Here is an 18,178-nt window from a genome sequence, read left to right as displayed (position 1 = left end):
TTGCGAATAACAGGATCCCTTTATGAAGTCTCTTTATGATTTCCATTTGAAAAACAATGCGAAAATGGGCATTTACAATAATGCCAACGTTCCTTCTGCCTATCATGATCCGATGGTGGAATACAAAGCCGTACGTGAAAATGCCCTGCTGGTGGATTATTCCCACATGTCCATCGTCAGCGTGATGGGTGATGACGCCTGGGCTCTGGTGAATAACCTGGTTTCTGCCGATGTCTCTATTATTCGTGACGAGCAGGGGATCTACTCTCTGGTGCTGAATGAAGACGGTACCGTCCGCGGCGACGTGTACGTGCTCTGCTCATCCGACGGCTATTACATCCTGTCTGAAAACATCCCGTCATCTGAGCTGATCGCGGGTCTGAATGCCCTTCTGGAAAAAGCCGACGAGCTGGATATCCAGGAAACCCCTGAAATTGCCGACATGCGTGAGCAGAGCTGGGGCGCAATCATGGTTGAAGGGCCTTACTCCTGGGAGCTGATGTCCGAAATCCACGGTTTCGACGTCATCGGCCTGCCTTACTACGAGTACATGAATACCGATAACGAATTGATGGTATTCCGCTGCGGCAAACACGGCGAGTTCGCCTACATGGTTGTGGGCCAGCAGGAACAGCTGCTGGATCAGTGGCAGCTGCTGCTGGAGCACGGTAGCAAATACCAGCTGCAGACCGGCGGGCTGGACTACCAGAAAATTGTGCGTATCGAAAACCCAGGCTGGGATGACGCGCTGTGGGCTGGCTACAACCTTAACCCGGTAGAGCTGCAGCTGCAGTGGGCCGTGCAGTACGACAAAGAAGGCTTTGTGGGTAAAGACGCCGTTGAAGAACTGTCTCACGGTGAAGGCGCGCGCAAGGTTATTGGCATGATCGTCGAAGGGGAATGCGCGGGCATTGCTTCAGGCGACAGCGTGCTGGTTGACGGTCAGGCTGTGGGTAACGTTGTGAAAGCGGTCTTCTCTCCGGCGCTGCAGTGCTTCATTGCGCTGGCACTGCTGGAAAATGAATACGCATGGTCTGATATCAGCGGTTTCGCTATTCAAACGAATACGGAAACCGTCGCGGCAAAAACCAAAGGTATGCCATTTATTTATAACCTGAGCATGCTGGTTAATCCGACTGAGCACAGCTTTATCGACGCGTCTAAAGCGAAAAGCGCGCTGTAATTCATTATTCATCTTTAACAGTGAGCAAGATATCCGTGGGCAATGTCACGCCACGGATCCTTGCTGCTGTTTAGTGTCTGTACACGGTGGTACATAGTTATGAAGACAAACCGGAAACGCGTTGTTATTACCGGGATTGGGATCCTTTCCTCACTGGCAGAAAACCTTCAGGATTTTAGAGACGCATTATTAAATAAAAAAAATGGCGTCACCGACAGCGTGCGTTTTTCAAAATGGTTTGAAAATGCCCGCGCGGCTGAAGTGTTACATGATATTGATTATTCAGAATTACCGGATGACGTTATTGCGTCACTGGATAATGCCGCACTCTGGGCCTATAAGGTCGGTAAAGACGCGCTGAATCAGGCGGGGCTGGCCGAGAACAAGACGCACCTGAAAGAGACGGGCCTGATTGTGGGCGTCTCCTCCGCGGGCACCGAGGCGTTCTTACCGCTGTTTGAACAACGCATGGAAGATTTCTCCCTGCGTAAAGCGCTGTTCTCCGGCGGTTTCTCTTCCTGCTGCTCCAGCGTCTCTACGCTGCTCGGACTGCAGGGCGGGGTTGAACTGGTTGCGACCGCCTGTACGGCCAGCCCTAACGCGGTCGGCATGGCGTTTGACTATATCCAGAACGGCAAAAGCAAAACGATGCTGGCCGTCGGGACAGAGCCGATCTACCTGCCAACCTTCGCCGGTTTTTATGCCCTGAACGTCATGCATCCGGAAGCCTGTACGCCGTTTTCCGGCAACTCCGGCATGTCGATTGGTGAAGGCGCAGGCGCCGTGGTGCTGGAAGAGTACGAGCACGCCGTCGCGCGCGGCGCCACCATTTACGGTGAAATCCTCTCCTACGCCACCTCCTGCGATGCGTTCCACGAAACCGGACCGGATCCGCGCGCCAGCGGTGCCGTACAGGTGATGCATAAGGTGATGGAAAATGCGGGCGTTACCCCGGAGCAGATTGAGTACGTCAATGCCCACGGTACCGGCACTGAAGCGAATGACCGCATCGAAACGCTGGCAATGAAAAAGGTGTTCGCCAACAACGAGAAACTGTTGGTCAGCTCCACCAAGTCTTACTTTGGCCATAACATCGGTGCGGCGGGTATCGTCGAACTGATCGCGTGTCTGGTGACGCTGCCGGATAACCGCGTTCTGCCGACGCTGAACTTCAACAACGCACGTCCAAACTGCGATCTGGACTACGTGCCAAACGACTTCCGCGACCAGAAAATCAACCTCTTCATGAAGAACAATTATGCCTTCGGCGGTAATAACTGCAGCATGATTATCAGCATGGAGCCGTGTTCTGTTCCGGTCAGCACCTACGACGAAAAACGCGTGGCAATCTCCGGTCTGGGGGCCGTCTCCGCGATTGGTCACACCGTTAACGAGATCCTCGATAACGTCTGGAAGCAGAACCATAGCGTTGAACTGGGCGGCGTCACCTTCCCGGAAGACACGCTGGAAGAGGCGAAAGAGCTGCTGGATGTGCTTGAATCAACCCGTCAGTTTGAGACGCTGTTTGGTGAAGAGTTCAGCGTGTTGACGGCCACCCGTCCGGAAGCGAACGAACACTTTAAAACCTTCCAGGTCACCGGCCTTGAGCCGCGTAAGCATCTGCGTCGCTTTGACCCGCGTAAAGCCACCCGTGGCGGCACCTTCGCGCTGATTGCGCTGTCCGAAGCGCTGGAACAGGCGAAGCGTAAAATTAAACGTGATGGCGATGCGTTAGGCATGGTGATGGGGATGTCCAGCGGCCCGCAGGAAACCACCTACAAATACCTGCAAAGCCTGAAGCCAGACCCGCGCAAGGTCAGAACCTCTGAGTTCCCGGGCTCGCTGATGAACTCAATCCCTACGTTCTGCGGTATTTCCGAAGGGATCAAGGGCTACACCACCACCCTGGCGACCGGGGAGAATGCGGCATTAGGCGCATTAACCTACGGCTACGAAATCGTGCGTCAGGATCTGCAGCCGCAGGTGCTGGTGGGCGGTGCGGACGAGTATTTCCCGTCAATGTCACTTTATATGGATGCCGTCACCCGCAAGCTCCATATGACCTCTGACGCTCGCGACTACCACATCTACGGTAACGATTCGAAGGGCTACATTCCCGGCGAAGGTGCCTGCATGCTGCTGCTGGAAGATCCGCAGCGCGCCGCAGAGCGTGGTGCTGAGGTGCTGGCAGAAGTGGTCGGTTACGGTAAAGCCTGTAGCAACAGCTATTTCGATGCCTCTCAGCAGGACGAGAAATCCGCCTCCATGGCGCTGGCGATTACCCGTGCGCTGAAGGATGCCGGCGTCACGGCGCAGGAGATCGATCTGGTCTGCGGCACCAGCAACGGTAGCGATGAAAGCTCACGCATTGAAATCGATGCCATCGTTGAAGCCTTCGCTCAGGCCAAACCGGACGTGCCGGTCGTGAACTATAACGCCTGCTTTGGCTTTGTCGCGTCTGCTGCCGGTCTGCTTAACCTGGCCGTCATCATTGACTGTATTAAGAAGCAGGCGGTTCCCGCCATTCCTCATACCGTTGAGTTCTTCGATAAGCGAATCAACTTCGTTCGTGAACCGTTGAAGCTCGCCCTGAAGCACGTGCTGCTGGTGGGCGCGACGGAAGGCGGCAACTACTACGCGTTTGTGATTAAAGGATAATATTGTGGATAATGCCGCTATCATTTCGGGGTTCAGTTCCTGTCTGCCGTTTGCCGAAGACAGTATTCAGCTTATTCAAAATCTGAAGCTGGGCAAACGTGTTGAAAGAAAGCCCTGGTTTAAATCCGACGACGAGGCAATTAAGTGTGGGTTCGATGGCAATAAGCATATTGCCACGCTGGATCATACGGATGATAGCGCATTAGATCTGCTTTATCGTCTGATCGACGATGCACTCGCCCAGGCCGGATTAGATGTTCAATGGCTGGCCGGGTGCAACGCCCGCGTGTATTTAACCGGCATCGGCCCTCGGGTCGATGGCATGGCCTTTAAGAGTTTCTATAACAAAAATGATATTGAAGATATTCATCTCACAAAATCATTAATGACCCTGCACGTCGATAATATGTCGCAGGATCGTATTGCCGGAAATCTTGCGCGTAAATATCACCTGCAGTATTTACCGCCCAATATGAACTGCACCAGTAATTCAGCGATGACGGCGGTGCATTTAGGTTGCCAGGCAATTGAGCATGGCGGCGTTGATATTGTGCTGGTGGTGAACTGCTCAAAAATTAAAACCCAGGATATCTGGTTCCTCGATACCCAGTCGATGCTGGATACGCACCTGGTCCAGCCGTTCGGTGAAAACAGTAAAGGCGTGCTTTTTGCTGAGGGATACAGCGCGATCCTGCTGGAAAATGCGCGCCACCGACGCGCCAGAAAAGCAGGGCATGGGATACGACTGCAAACCACCTACACGCAGATCAGTGCCGGAAGAAGCAATGACAGTTCCTGGCTCAGCACCAATGTATTAAAGGTGATGCAGGCCGCGATGAAAAAAGCGGACCTCAGCACGGAAGATCTGTGCGCGATTATGCCGCACGGCAACGGCTCATCCATCAGTGATAAAGCGGAAGCAAAAGCGATAGAGGTCTTTGCTGAGGGAAATACCCTTCCGGTTCTCGCCTATAAAGGCCAGATTGGCTATACCGCCACCGGCTCAGGCATCGTCGATTTAATTATTGGTCACCATACGTTATCGCAGAAAGAGCTGATTTCACCCGTGGGCAACGACGCCATTATTGATAGCGTTGCGAAGCATGTTGTTATTGACCGCGGCATCATTGGGCACCACAAAAACCATCTGCTTAAAGTAGGGGTTGGCGTGGATGGTTCAATTATCGGTGCCGTGATGTCTGATATTCATCGAGGCCTTTGAACGATTATGGAGAGCCCTATGTATTTATCCTCATTTTCGCTTATTGAGCCGGAAGATAAATTTTATTTCTATCAACCCAGCTGGTTAAACGCCTGGGAAGCACACTTATACAATAAGGCAACGAAATCCACCCATGCTCATGGCTGGGGATTAAAACGCTTTGGTACGCAGCCGGATCTCTATCCCGGTGAAATGATCCGTAACCCGCAATATCAAAAATACCTTGAGGCGATGGAGCAGGCGGCGGATGACGCGCTTATGGCGCTGCCCACTAAAGAGCGGATGCGGTTATTGAAGCAGCGCACGGCATTTATTTATGTCGACGCCTGGGGTGAATCCGGGCCGTTTGAGAATATTTCCAGCGCGCTGCATATCTCAACGATCGACACGCTGCCCAAAAATCTGGTCAAGAAATTCTCGGTTAACGCTCCCACCTGCAAGCTCCGCGGTGAGAAGCAATCCTTCGTGCAGGCCCTCAGCATGGCGAACGACTACCTGAGCTGGGATGTGTTTGATTTTGTCGTGATCTGCACGGCGTACCGGGCGATCCCGATCCTGGTGTTTTCTGATGAAGACATTGCTCTGAAGTGGGGAGAGAAGCGCAAAGGCAAGGCCGAAGACGTCAATTTAACGGTTGAACGCGCCGGGTGTTTCATCTTCAGCCAGCAGGAAAGCGCTATCCGGGTGAAGGGGGGGCAGTACGTCATGGCCGATGCCATCGAGCACACTCAGGTTCCTGAACAGATTGCATTTTCGGGCCTGCGAAAAGACCTGCTGTCTCGCTCGACGCTGCCCGCGAAGAACACGCTGGATCTGGTTGATCTCTACGGTGCCAGCGGCTGCCTGACTCCAGCGTTAAGTTTCGCCTGGCTCAAACAACATGCTGATTTTTCGGGGCGATTAAGAACCATCGTTCCCGACAAGCAGTTTGGTTACAGCTATTTCGACATTGAATATTGCAAGGAATAACGACATCTCCATGAGCGGAATAATTAAAGAACTCCCAACGATATCGCTGAACAATATCTATAAGAGTTATGGCTCGGGCGAAGGCAAAGTCGATGCCCTGAAAAATATCAATCTGGAAATAGAAAAAGGCGAATTTCTGGCGCTCTGCGGGCCTTCCGGCAGCGGCAAAAGTACGTTGTTAAATATCCTGTCGGGAATTGATAAACCCACCGTCGGTTCGGTGATGTTTATGAAAAAATTACTGAATCATCTGCCGGAAGACCAATTATCGGCGATCCGCGGCAAGCATTTGGGTTTTATTTTTCAGTTTTTCAATCTGATACCGGTACTGAGCGTTTTCGATAACGTGTTTTTCCCGCTGGTGTTAAACGGCCACGTCGGGAAAAAAGAGGCCAAAGAGCGGGCGCTGCACTTCATCGACAGCGTCGGGCTTGCGGGATTCACCGAGCGTAAACCGGGCCAGCTTTCGGGCGGGCAGCAGCAGCGCGTGGCCATCGCCCGGGCGCTGGCGCACGACCCGCAGGTGGTCATCGCCGATGAGCCGACCGGAAACCTCGATCTGGTCACCGGGGAGGCCATTCTGGATCTTCTGCTGAAAATTAATCAGGAGACGCGCACCACTTTTATTATTTCCACGCATTCAAGCCAGCTTAAAGAGCGTGCGCGGCGCGTGGTTGAAATTAAGGACGGAGTTTTAGTTCATGATTCACAATCGTAATTTTTTCCTTCTTTGCTGGTTTTTGCTGTGCCTGGCCTATGCCGGGAACATTAAAGCCGCACCGGCGCCCGTCGCCGAGCATGTCATCAAGAGTGGTTTTCCGCAGGAAGCGGACATGCTTGCAGAGATGACGCAGTCGCTCTTTAAAGAATACAAAGCCAACGACAATCCTCTTTCGCTGGTTTTCTATGCCTACGGAACGTTGCGTCAGGCCGATCGCGCTCTCCAGACCAACGATTTTATTCGCGCATCTGAGTACGGGAAAACGGGCTTTTTCTATCTGGACGAGGCGGTTGATCTGTATGAAGACAACATGCTGGTGCGCTATATGCGTGCCCGGGTCGATGCCTGGTTGCCTGCGTCAATCGGGCGCTGCGTGGTGACGTTAAAAGATACGGAACAGATGCTGAATACGCCTGACGTATTCAATGCGGGTCTGGTGGAACACATCAACGAAATGCGTTATCGCGCGCTGTTGAGTTGCAAACACAAGCAGCAGGCAGACGCGTTACTGGCAGAGATTGAACTGCGTAATGCGAATACGGCATCGTCTCTGGCATCGGGCAGCGCGCCAGAGTGGGATATCAACGAAGTGACAGAAGTATTGTTGCCGCTGGCGAAAGGGAAATAAATGTCCGGGGAAATGGTGTTAGCGAATAGCGTTGTGTTGTTGATCCTGCTTTTTGTCCTCTGGTGTGTCGTATTCCGATCGCGGGACGTGAAGTTTGCTTTTTTAAATCTGTTTCGCCACAAAAGGCGATCGTTTTCGACCATGGCGGCCATCATGCTGGGCGGCGTGTCGATTTTCCTGTACGGCGGGTTTATTGATTACTCTTTCTGGATTTTGAAAGAGCAAACGATTCGAACCAATATTGGTCATGTGCAAATTTATAACAAAAATTATTTTGAGACCTCCAATAAAAACAAAAGCCTGATCGACGATTATCCGGCATTAAAGAAAGCGATTCTCAACGATCCGGCTCTGGCTGAGGATATCTCGACGCTCTCCGGTCAGCTGGAGTTCACCGGCGTTATTTCACAGTATGAGAGTGAAACCTCCAGCTATTTTTCCGCGCTGGGCGTAGAACCACTACCGGCACTGAAGCTGGGCTCGTTTGATAAATTAATCACCGGCAGCGATCTGTCCCGCATCCGCACGGACGAAATCACGCTGGGAAGCGGCCTGGCGAAAACGCTGAATGCGCATTACGACGACTGGCTGGACGTGCTGGTGGTCAATACGCAAGGCGGGCAGGGCGCGCTCTCCATGAAGCTACGCGGCATCTTTGAATCCGGGATCAAAGATTACGATGACGTGGCGATGAAAATTCCGCTGGGTACGGCTCAACGTATTATGGGCACCAACAGCGTGAGTAAAGTGCTGATCCTGCTGAAAGAGGACGATACCGCCGCGTTCACGGCGAAACTGCGTGGCTTTATTGCCGAACATAACTTACCGCTGATCGTAAAAGACTGGAAAGACGCCTCGATATTTTATCAGCAGGTGGAAGGGCTGTTATCCGGGATCTATTTCTTTATTAAGCTCATTGTCGGTCTGATTGTCATCTTCATGATCGGTAATTCGATGACGATGAATATTATTGAACGCACCCGTGAAATTACGACGCTCAGAGCCATCGGCCTCAAACCGCTGCATGTGACCCGCCTGTTTTTACTGGAAGGGATTTTCATCGGCATTATCGGCGCGATTGGCAGTCTGGCGATAGGTTACGCCATTGCCAGCGTCATTAATCTGTACGGTATCGCGATGCCACCGTCGCCGGGGCAATCGCAGGGCTATACCGCATTTATTAAAACCGACAGCGTCGCGCTTAACTGGATAACCCTGGTATTGCCGATCCTGACCGCCACGGGGGCCTCGGTATTACCCGCATTACGTGCTTCACGGCTCAATATTTCGGACGCATTTAAATTCTCGTAAGGAAGCGATATGAAACGCAGTGTTATGGCCTCACTCCTTTTGGGTGCCTGTCTGTTGTCGGCAGGGGCGTATTCCGCCTCTGCCGATGACAAAGTGGTGGATATTATTCGTCGTGCGGATGAAGTCCGTTCGCCAAATAAACCCTTTCGCTACACCCTCACCATCCATGAATTTAAAACGGGCGCCACGCAGCCCGACAATAAGCAGGTGCTGGATATTTCCATGCGCTTTATGAAGCCAGAAGGTGAGATGAAAGCGGATGCCCGCTCCCTGGCGCGCTTTATTTATCCGCCGCGCGACAAGGGAAAGGTGCTGCTCTCTGACTGGTACGATTTATGGTTCTACACGCCAGAACTCCGCCGTCCTGTTCCCGTCTCTCGCCAGCAGCGTCTGATTGGGCAAATTTCCAATGGCGACGTCATTGTCACCAACTTTGAATATGCCTACGACGCCACGCTGAAGGGTGAAGAGCCTTGCGGCGAAACGCAGTGCTATAAGCTGGAGCTGGTGCGTAAATCGGCTGAAGTGACCTGGCCGAAGGTGGACTATTACGTTGAAAAAGAGGGAGATAACCGTCCTTATAAAGCCGCCTATTTCTCTCTGGACAATAAGTTAATTAAAGAAGTGCTGTATCAGGATTTCCAGATGGTATTAGGCAAAATGCGCCCGATGAAAATCGTGGTGAAAGAGGCGCGCCACGGCAAGAGCTATTCCGTCATGACCTACAGCGATGTGCGTTATGAATCGTTACCTGAATCGGCGTTCACCCGCGAGTCTATTCAGCGAGGCGCGAAATGAAGCGTACATTAACAGGCTTAACCCTGGCGCTCGCCGCGCTGCCCGTCAGCGTATTCGCGGATTGTCTGTCCGGCAGTGATGTCGCAAAGAACACGTCTGTCACGCTGTATGAGCAGGTGTCTGTCGTTAAAAAACAGATTTCGGAGTGGCGAATCAATGGCCGAAACCCGTACACCCGACACAATATCTACAACGATGCCGGGGTGAATGTCGCAAGCCGCTGTTCGCTGATTGAGGATACGCTGGACCTGGATTTATCCCTCTATGGGCTAACCTGGTATTCCCCGCGTAAGCTCGGTGCGTTTGAAGAAGATGACCGCCGTTCACGTCTGTTAATTGAGCGCCTTAAGCTGGTCTACACCCTGTCGGACAGCCTGCAGCTTGAGGTCGGGAAGCTTCCGTCCAGGCCGGGGCTCTTCTTCCTGCGCTCGCCTTCGGATCTCACGCCGCATTATTACGACGGTGCAAAACCGACGCGGCTTTACGATCCTCAGCTCCGCTCGGCTTATCAGTCTTCCTCCTGGGCTGCAACGCTGACGATGGATAACCGGGACGAGTCGCTTTCGCTGACGATGATCCCGAAGCTGGCGACGGTGGATGAATACTATCTGACCTCCGGGAACTGGTCTGCAAATCAGCGTGGCAACAGCAGTGAGTCCTGGCTGCTGAGCTATACCTCCCATGTCTTCCGTGGCCATACGCCGGGGATGCGCGTCCTGATGGGCGACTCGCTGTCGGTCGCGCTTTCAGACAGTTACAACTATACCCCACAGCTCACGTTCAATGCCGACGTGGCGTGGCATGCGGAGCAGCGCTGGCGTCATCTGTCTGAAGAGAAAAGCGCGGAGCTGGAGCGGTATCAGTTCCCCACCTCGCTGTATGAAACAAAAGAGAAACAGGGCGTTGAGTTGGCCGTGGGCGGGCAATATACCTCCGATACCTTCAACGTTTTCGGCCTGGAATACTATTACCAGAGCGAAGGCTATTCGCGTTCAGAATGGCGCAAGCAGCGCGATCTGATGACCTTTTTGAACACCGGCACAGGCTATGCACCGCTCGACAGGGCATATGATTCCTATAAATACCTGATGGCCTCCGAGATAAGCAATACGGGGAACAAAGGCATGCTGCAGGGAAAACATTATCTCAACGCCTGGTCCAGCGTGCAGTTCACGCATCAGATTACCGCACAGCCCTATTTCATCCTCAACCTGATGGATAAAAGCTCCATGGCAGGGCTGCACCTCAGCGCACCGCTGACCTTTATTGATGACCAGCTGGAAGCGTATACCGGCGTCTATTCCGCACTGGGTAGCGCAAATTCTGAGTTTGCATTCTTCGGTGATGTCGTCGGTGGTTATGTTGGCTTTAAGTACTATTTATAAGGAAATGACTATGACGCTTGATAATGCATCGCAGCCTGTCGTGCTGCTGTTTTCCGGGCAAGGGAACCCGGTAATCGGGATGGGCAGCGATCTGTGGGATCTGAATTCCACGACGAAACAGATCTGGGATTGCGCCAGCGATATTTCTGGCCTCGATCTTCGCCGACTCTGCCTTAAGGGGCCGATGAACAGATTGATCCAGACCACGGTACAGCAGCTGGCCGTCACGGCGATCAACGTATCGCTCTATAGCCTTTGCCGTGAGCGTTTCCCCAGCCTTCGGGTGACGGGGGCCTGCGGCCACAGCGTCGGGGAATACAGTGCGCTCTATGCGGCGGGGGCAGTCTCTCTGGAGACCTTATTCCGCACCCTGCATTTCCGTGCCAGCACCATGGATGCGGTGAGCAAAAAGCAAAAAGGGGCAATGATCGCGCTGAAAGGGGCGGATTTTGCCACCCTGAGCGACATCATCACCCGTTCCGGGATTGTGCTGGATATCAGCTGTGACAACACGCCGCGCCAGCAGGTTATCGGCGGGACACCGGCGGCACTGAGCGACTTCGCCCAGGTGCTGGCGGATGAGGGCTATGAGCCGATCAAACTCGGTGTCAGCGGTGCCTGGCACACGCGTTTAATGGAAGAGGGCGTCCAGCTGATGCGGGATTTCCTCGCCGGACAACCTTTCACCTCACCCGCGTATGATGTGCTGATGAACGTGACGGGCAGGATGGAAATCGTGCCGGAAAACATCAAAGAAAATCTGTCGTTGCACCTGACCCACACGGTGAAATGGAACGATTCTGTCGCCAGATTTATCAACCATTCAGAGCGTCCGCTGTTCCTGGAGATGAGTAACAAACCTTATCTCGGTCAAATGCTGAATGATTTTGCCGGTTTTAATGCCGAACGCGTCCTGCACTGCAGAAAAGCATTAGAGATGTAATGGTCGAGATATGATTCCAGATTATTTAACGTTCATTCGCTTTCAGGATAAAAGGAACCTTCTTTTTATCTCTATCGTGACCTTGATCCTGATGGGTTTTTACTGGAAAAACGCCGGGTTTTCCTTTACCCGTCAGGATGCCTGGCTGGCGAGCGGTATTTTTGCGCTGATTCTGTATAGCTTCATTGCCGATCTCAAGGCGTTCTGGGCCTATAAGTGCGTGGTCAAAAATGTCGATTTATCTGTGTTTCTGCAGAAAGAGAATAAGCCGGTGAATGCGATGATTGTCGAACCTGTAATGGTGCTCGCGATCGCCACGCTGGTTTTCGCAGGCATTATTGCGCTGATGCTCACCCTGGCTCAGCCGGGGATCGTGCTGCTGACGCTGGCCATCGTCGCGCCGTTCATCGTCTGGGGAATGTTCGCCGCGATGCGTTCGATCTACATCCGACAGGTCATCGCCTCGGCGCGGGACAAAGGGAAATATAAACGTCTGTCCCATTATGTCGCCATTGCTGTCGTCATGTCCGTCGTCATGAACCTGCTGACGATTAGCCCCTTACGGAACAGTGAACAGTTCGATCGCTATGGCCGTTACTTCACCCTCGAGTCCATCATTACCATGCTGGTGCTCTGTGCGGTGGTGCTGGCCATTAATCTGCTGTTTTTACGGTTCACGAAGCGGTATATCTTCCTGGGGCATCTTTTCCTTAACGAGATCGACCTGTTTTTCTCCCCGACGATCCCCTGGCGCAGCCTGTCCGAAAAACCTTTGTGGCTGAGGCTGGTGATGCTGGGGGGGGTGGAGTTTGTCTGGTCGGCCATGGTGGGATTGCTGCTCACGCTGCTGGGGTGGAAGGTGTGGTTTGAGGTGTACTTCCTGCTGAGCTACCTGCCTTGTCTGGCCTATTACACCCTCCACGCCTGGTGGAAATGGCATAACGATTTCATGATGTCGAGCGACATGTATTTGCGCTGGGCGGAGATCGATAAAGAAAACGCCCTCTGGTAAGACGCGAAGGGCAATAAAAAAGCCAGACCCTCAGCAATGAGGGTCTGGCTTTTTTTATCAGGTCGATACGGCTCAGGCTATCCGCATCCAGGTGAGCATCATCGCGGCGCTGGCAATGACGTTCACGTTGGAAATGTACCCGTCATAACGATTATTAATGGCGGAAAGCTGGTTGTTAAAGTGGTCGTTTTCAGCGGTCAGCACATCCAGCAACGTGCGTTTTCCCAGGTGATACCACTGCTGGTAGAACATCTGGCGCACGCGGTCAGTTTCGCCTGAGAGACGCTCGTAATCATCTGCACGCAGGAATGATGAGTCGCGTACCTGCACCTGATAGTTAATCTGATACTCCAGATCGCGGTAGCTCACTTCATATTGCTGCTGCGCCACGTTGGCTTTTGCGCGGGCCGTCATCTGAGCGGCGCGCTGAGAGCCGCCGCTAAACGCCTCCCACTCCACGTTCAGGCCGGTATACCAGCCCGCTTCGTTACCGTTACTGTCCTTGGCGGTGCTTTTGGAGACCACCCAGTTTACCTGCGGCAGCGCAGCCGATTTAATGCTTTCTGCTTCCGATTCCGCCGCGCGAACCTTGGACTGCAGGTTAAGCATCATCGGGTTCTTGTCCAGCGAGCTGATGGCGACGGATGCCGGGATAATCGTATCCTGCCAGCTCAAATTCTCTGGCAGCACAGGCTCTGCGCCAAGCAGGCGCACAAGCTTGATTTTACTGGCGCTCAGCTGATGCTCGATGTTGTCGAGACTCGCCTGAGCGGACATCAGTTTCGCTTTTGCCTGCACCAGTTCGCTTTCTCTGCCGCGGTCCGCCTGGGTGATTTGCGACAGCATGTTGACCAGCTCTTTCATGCGGCCAACATAGTTCTTCGCCACCTGTTTACTTTGCTGGTACCGACTCATGTTCATCAGCTCGGACACGGTGTTATAGGCCAGCTGCTCGCGAGAATACTCTTTGGAATAGCGGGCCGCTTTTGCCGTTTCCAGCGAGTTATCGACCTGATGGCTGATTCGTCCCCAGTCGATCACGGGGGTGTTGACGGATACCGTCCCGCTGGAGTCGCTGATATGCGTATTGTTGGACGACTGGCGGTCTCCCCCCACTGTTGTCAGCGGCGACGTTACGCCCAGCCGCACCTGCGGCATACGCTGGCCTTTGACCTGATCCACCATGTAGTCCGAGGCCAGAACCTCAGAGGAGGCCGCACGCAGCTCAGGGCTGTACGCCAGCGCTCTTGCCACCATGCTGCGCAGGAATTCCCGCGAATCATTGGTGCTGGCACCGTTGAAATAGCCGTGCGACATGCCGCTGGTGGCGCGGGGGCTTGCCGATGCGCCCTGTTGGCGAACGTTCGCGTAGGCCGGTTCGGGCTTGTAGTATTCTTTAACGGGCGGGAAGAAATCGTAATTCGTTTTCAGTGCCGCTTTGTTACTCGTACTGTTCGCGAGCGTCGGCTGAGGTGCCACAGTTTGCTGCGTCGCGGCGTAGCTTGCAGGTCGCGATGCGGGGTACGTTTGCGTAGGTACGGTTTTATGCGTACTGGCGTACTGCGACTGCGTGCGCATCGAGGGCAGCGAAGTCCGTTGAACCGTCCCCGGCGTGCTCGCGCGTACCGCAGGCTGCGCTGGCGTCTGCGCGGTGCGGGTTAACTGTGACTGTGTGCGCATCGGCGGCAGCGAGGACAGGTCTTTTTTAACCTGCGCCACGTCAGCCGCGTGGAGCGGAATGACAAAAGAAGAGCAGGGCAAACAGAGTGCAACCGCAGTGGCTACCCTGGCCCAACGACGCTCTTTACGTGCCTTAACCATAAAATTATCTCTCTCTGAATGCTTCGCGCGCTTTCAGTATCGGTTTGAGGATGTAAGACAAAATGGTCTTCTCCCCGGTTCTGATTTCAACGTTCGCCACCATGCCTGGTATGATTGGGAACTCCTTGTCTTTAACCTGCAGTGCCGCCCGATTGGTGCGGACGAAGACCCGGTAATAGGTCGAATCGCCACGTCCCTGACGCGCTTTTTCCTCATCAATCAGGGTGTCGGAACTCAGGTGCTCGACGACGCCGGTTAACCCGCCGTAAATGGCGTAGTCGTAGGCGGTAATTTTTACCGTGGCGGGCAGCCCCGGATGGATAAAGGCCACATCGGACGGTTTGATTTTGGCTTCGACCAGCAGGTTATCTTCGAGCGGGATGATGGTCATGATTTCCGCCCCTTGCTGGATAACGCCGCCGCGCGTGGTCACGCGAATGTTGTTGACGGTGCCGCGTACCGGCGCAACCACCGTGGTTCGGTTCATCACATCCTGCCGCCCGCGCAGGATCTCTTCCGCCTGTGCCAGTTCAGATTCCAGCCGGTTAAGCTCGCTGTTGGCGTCGGAGCGGAAACGGTTGGTCCGCTCCGCGATCTGCAGGCTGAACTCGTTGGCCTGACGCTTCAGGCGCAGGATCTCCACATCTGACATCAGCCCTTTACGGGCCAGCGGCTCTGACAGGCTGACCTCGTTTTGTGCCAGGGACAGGCTGCGCTGTAAGGCCTGAACGCTCTCGTTCAGGGTTTTGAGGCGCGCGTTATAGGCCTGGGTTTCATCACGCACGATAGACTCAATTCCGGCGATATCGGGCGGGAAGGACAACGGCGTGTCGTAAGCTTCCGCGCGGAGACGGGCAATGCTGCCCTTAAGTCCCTGCACTTTAGAGAGGGATTCACCGTAGCTGGCCCCGGCGCGGGTCGGGTCAATTTTCAGCAGAATTTGCCCTTTCTCGACGATATCCCCCTCCTGAACGTTAAGCTCCTCAAGAATGCCCCCTTCCAGGCTCTGAATGAGCTGCTCGCGGCTGGCCGGGATCACTTTGCCATCGCCACGGGTGATCTCCTCAACCCGGGCGAAATGTGCCCACACCAGCGACACCACCACCACCAGGGCGATGGTGTAGAGCATGATCATGCTGAACGGGGTTTTCTGTGCGATCAGCGCGCCCTGCAGGTCATTCATGAATTTCAAATCGTCTGCTTTGACCTTTCCTGTGGCCTGCGGTTTTTGCACTGCCAGCTGCGTTTTCCCGCCGTTGCTGTCTACCTTTCTCAACGCCGTGGGAGATGCATCCGTCCCGGAGTCGGCCTCTCCCTTTGAGGCGTTATGATTCACTTCGTCCTCGTTCATCATCCATTTACACCTTGTTTCTGTTGCTTCTCTTCAACCGAATGCATCGCTTGTTTTTTCTTCATCACATTCTCATTCAGGCTGGCCATCACCTGATCTTTTGGCCCGTCTTTCACGACATGCCCGTCTTCCAGCACAATCAGACGCTCAACCAGGCTCAGTACCGACATGCGATGGGTCACAATGATCAGCGTTTGCCCTTGCGTCGCCTCTTTGAGCCGACGCAGGAACAGCGTTTCGGTCATGGCATCCATTGAGCTGGTGGGTTCATCCATCAGCAGAACCTTCGGGCGCAGCAGCAGGCAGCGGGCCAGGGCGACAAGCTGTTTTTGTCCACCGGAAAGGCAGTTGCCCATTTCGCCAATTGGCATGTCAAAACCCAGCGGGTGTCTGGCGGCCACGTGATCCAACCCGGTCAGACGCACGACGCGCAGGAATTCCTCCGTGCTTACGCCGGGGTTGCCAATGATGATGTTGTAGCGCAGCGTGCCGAAAAAGAGACGGCAATCCTGGCCGACATAGCCCACCGCGGCTCGCCAGTCCGCCGGATCGATCTGGGTGGCATCTACGCCGTCAATGAACATCTGGCCGCTGCTTTGTTGATACAGGCGGGCCATCACGCGCAACAGCGTCGATTTTCCGCTGCCGATTTTGCCCAGCACGGCGATTTGCTCACCGGCTTCAACATTGATGTTGATGTTGTCGAGGATGCGCGGCGCAACCATCATGCCCGGCACCGGATAGGTAAAGCCCACCTTGTTGAGGCGCATGCTGCCGGTGAAATTCGGCGTCGGCAGATAATTGAGCAAGGCATCGCGGTCGGTCGGTGTTTCCATCAGCTGGTTCAGCGATTTCAGCGCGGTTTTGGCATGCTGATAGCGCAGCGCTAACCCGACAACCGACGCCAGCGGCGCAAGCGAGCGGCTGGAAAGGATCACCACCCCAATCATCGCCCCCATCGACAGCTCGCCAGCGTGAATGAGATACACGCCAAGAACGACGATGCAGACCGTCGTGATTTGCTGCACGAAAGAGACAAAGTTGGTCGTCAGCATCGAGAGATAACGCGTTTTCATCGACGACGCGGCTGCCAGAGCGCTGAAATCATCCCAGCGTTTTTGCATCACCCCTTCGCCCTGTGCCGCTTTCAGCGCTTCCAGCCCTTCAATACTCTCAATCAGCAGACCCTGCTTCAGTGAGATTTCGCGGACGTTCTCTTCCATGTAGCGGCCCAGCGGCCACTGGATGATGATGCTGACAATCAAAATCAGCGGCATCGCGACTAACGGCACGATCGCCAGCGGGCCGCCAATCAGGTAGATGACGAACATGAAGAGGGCGCAAAACGGCAGGTCGGACAACGTTGCCAGCGTTGCTGAGGTAATAAAGTCGCGCACGGCCTCAAAATCACGCAGTTGGTTGGCAAAGGTGCCCGAGGACTGTGGCTTGTACTCCATTCGCATCGACATCACCTGACGGAACAGTTTTGCCCCGAGTATCAGGTCCGCTTTTTTCCCGGCGATGTCGATCAGGTAGGCTCGAATTTGTCGGCTACAAAATTCAAATACAATGGCAATAACCACGCCAATCGCCAGCGACCACAGCGTTACGTAGGCCTGCGTGGGAATGACGCGGTCATAGACGTTCATGGTAAAGAAGGTGCCTGCCAGCGTGAGAATGTTCGCCAGCAGTGCGGCCAGCGCCGCGCTGTAGAAGTAGTGGCGGTAGCGCCATAGCGTCGAATAGAGCCAATGCCCTTCCGCCTGAGCCTGCGGCAACAGCTGGTCGTCTGCACGCTCGTCCAGCGTCGGCTTGCGCGTCGTGACGAGGGCATAACCGCCGTAGACGTCGTTTAACTCCGCCTCCGTCACGACAACGGTTCCTTCGTTTTCCGGTACCACAATCTTATAAGTATGTTCTCCGTGCTTTCCGTTACGCGCGGTAAGAATGCAATAGGTCCCGTCTTTACGTGCTATCAGTAAAGGAAATAGCCACGAGGAGAGGGTGCTCAGATCGCGCTTAACCCAACCGGCCGATATTCCCATCTGGTCAAGCATGCGCAATGCCATTTCTGGCTCAAGCTTGTCGCTTTTTGGCAGGCCAGCATAGAGGACTTCTTTGCTGGCAAACTTAGCATGGTGTGTACAAAGCCATTCAACACCCCACAGAAGGGAAT

The 18,178-nt window shown here is 54.1% G+C and carries 14 protein-coding genes; 11 read left to right on the top strand and 3 right to left on the bottom strand.

Annotated elements, in window-relative coordinates; translation table 11 throughout:
• Positions 1-22 precede the first annotated feature (22 nt).
• The 11 genes from QMM04_RS13455 to QMM04_RS13405 all read left to right on the top strand — a co-directional run bounded on the left by QMM04_RS13455 (position 23) and on the right by QMM04_RS13405 (position 12,830).
• Positions 23-1,183, top strand: coding sequence for an aminomethyltransferase family protein (locus QMM04_RS13455; protein ID WP_282996345.1), 1,161 nt, complete (start codon positions 23-25; stop codon positions 1,181-1,183).
• A gap of 99 nt (positions 1,184-1,282) precedes the next feature.
• Positions 1,283-3,841, top strand: a complete 2,559-nt coding sequence (locus tag QMM04_RS13450; protein WP_282996344.1) for a beta-ketoacyl-[acyl-carrier-protein] synthase family protein — start codon at positions 1,283-1,285, stop codon at positions 3,839-3,841.
• A 4-nt stretch (positions 3,842-3,845) separates the two neighbouring features.
• The gene (locus QMM04_RS13445; protein WP_100167185.1) at positions 3,846-5,063 is read left to right on the top strand and encodes a beta-ketoacyl synthase; all 1,218 of its coding nucleotides are present in this window, start codon (positions 3,846-3,848) and stop codon (positions 5,061-5,063) included.
• Positions 5,064-5,081: 18 nt separating this feature from the next.
• Positions 5,082-6,032 carry an ATP-binding protein gene (locus QMM04_RS13440; RefSeq protein WP_100167184.1) on the top strand — a complete coding sequence of 317 codons (951 nt, stop codon included), beginning with the start codon at positions 5,082-5,084 and terminating at the stop codon, positions 6,030-6,032.
• Between the two features lie 10 nt (positions 6,033-6,042).
• Positions 6,043-6,750 carry an ABC transporter ATP-binding protein gene (locus tag QMM04_RS13435; RefSeq protein ID WP_100167183.1) on the top strand — a complete coding sequence of 236 codons (708 nt, stop codon included), beginning with the start codon at positions 6,043-6,045 and terminating at the stop codon, positions 6,748-6,750.
• A complete protein-coding gene (locus QMM04_RS13430) occupies positions 6,734-7,381 on the top strand; it encodes a hypothetical protein (RefSeq protein ID WP_282996343.1) in 648 nt (215 codons plus the stop codon). Before QMM04_RS13435 ends, QMM04_RS13430 begins: the two co-directional genes overlap by 17 nt.
• On the top strand, positions 7,382-8,692 hold the full coding sequence (locus QMM04_RS13425; protein ID WP_010427857.1) for an ABC transporter permease: 1,311 nt from the start codon (positions 7,382-7,384) through the stop codon (positions 8,690-8,692).
• A gap of 24 nt (positions 8,693-8,716) precedes the next feature.
• Positions 8,717-9,490: an outer membrane lipoprotein-sorting protein gene (locus QMM04_RS13420; protein ID WP_282996346.1), complete on the top strand. Its 774-nt coding sequence runs from the start codon at positions 8,717-8,719 to the stop codon at positions 9,488-9,490.
• A complete protein-coding gene (locus tag QMM04_RS13415) occupies positions 9,487-10,875 on the top strand; it encodes a hypothetical protein (RefSeq protein ID WP_282996342.1) in 1,389 nt (462 codons plus the stop codon). Before QMM04_RS13420 ends, QMM04_RS13415 begins: the two co-directional genes overlap by 4 nt.
• 10 nt (positions 10,876-10,885) lie before the next feature.
• Complete coding sequence (locus QMM04_RS13410) at positions 10,886-11,818, top strand: ACP S-malonyltransferase (protein ID WP_218402172.1); 933 nt, start codon at positions 10,886-10,888, stop codon at positions 11,816-11,818.
• Positions 11,819-11,828: 10 nt separating this feature from the next.
• A complete protein-coding gene (locus QMM04_RS13405; RefSeq protein WP_218402170.1) occupies positions 11,829-12,830 on the top strand; it encodes a hypothetical protein in 1,002 nt (333 codons plus the stop codon).
• 72 nt (positions 12,831-12,902) lie between these two features.
• Here the strand turns inward: QMM04_RS13405 and QMM04_RS13400 are convergent, their stop codons facing one another.
• The 3 genes from QMM04_RS13400 to QMM04_RS13390 all read right to left on the bottom strand — a co-directional run.
• A complete protein-coding gene (locus tag QMM04_RS13400) occupies positions 12,903-14,651 on the bottom strand; it encodes a TolC family protein (protein WP_218402168.1) in 1,749 nt (582 codons plus the stop codon).
• A gap of 4 nt (positions 14,652-14,655) precedes the next feature.
• Positions 14,656-16,005 carry an HlyD family type I secretion periplasmic adaptor subunit gene (locus QMM04_RS13395; RefSeq protein WP_282996341.1) on the bottom strand — a complete coding sequence of 450 codons (1,350 nt, stop codon included), beginning with the start codon at positions 16,003-16,005 and terminating at the stop codon, positions 14,656-14,658.
• A partial coding sequence (locus tag QMM04_RS13390; RefSeq protein WP_282996340.1) for a type I secretion system permease/ATPase occupies positions 16,002-18,178 on the bottom strand: 2,177 nt, incomplete at its 5' end. The genes QMM04_RS13390 and QMM04_RS13395, both read right to left, overlap by 4 nt.

The organism is Pantoea sp. Pa-EAmG, from assembly GCF_030024295.1.
GTDB classification, from domain to species: domain Bacteria; phylum Pseudomonadota; class Gammaproteobacteria; order Enterobacterales; family Enterobacteriaceae; genus Pantoea; species Pantoea dispersa.
This window is presented reverse-complemented; position numbering and strand designations above follow the sequence as displayed.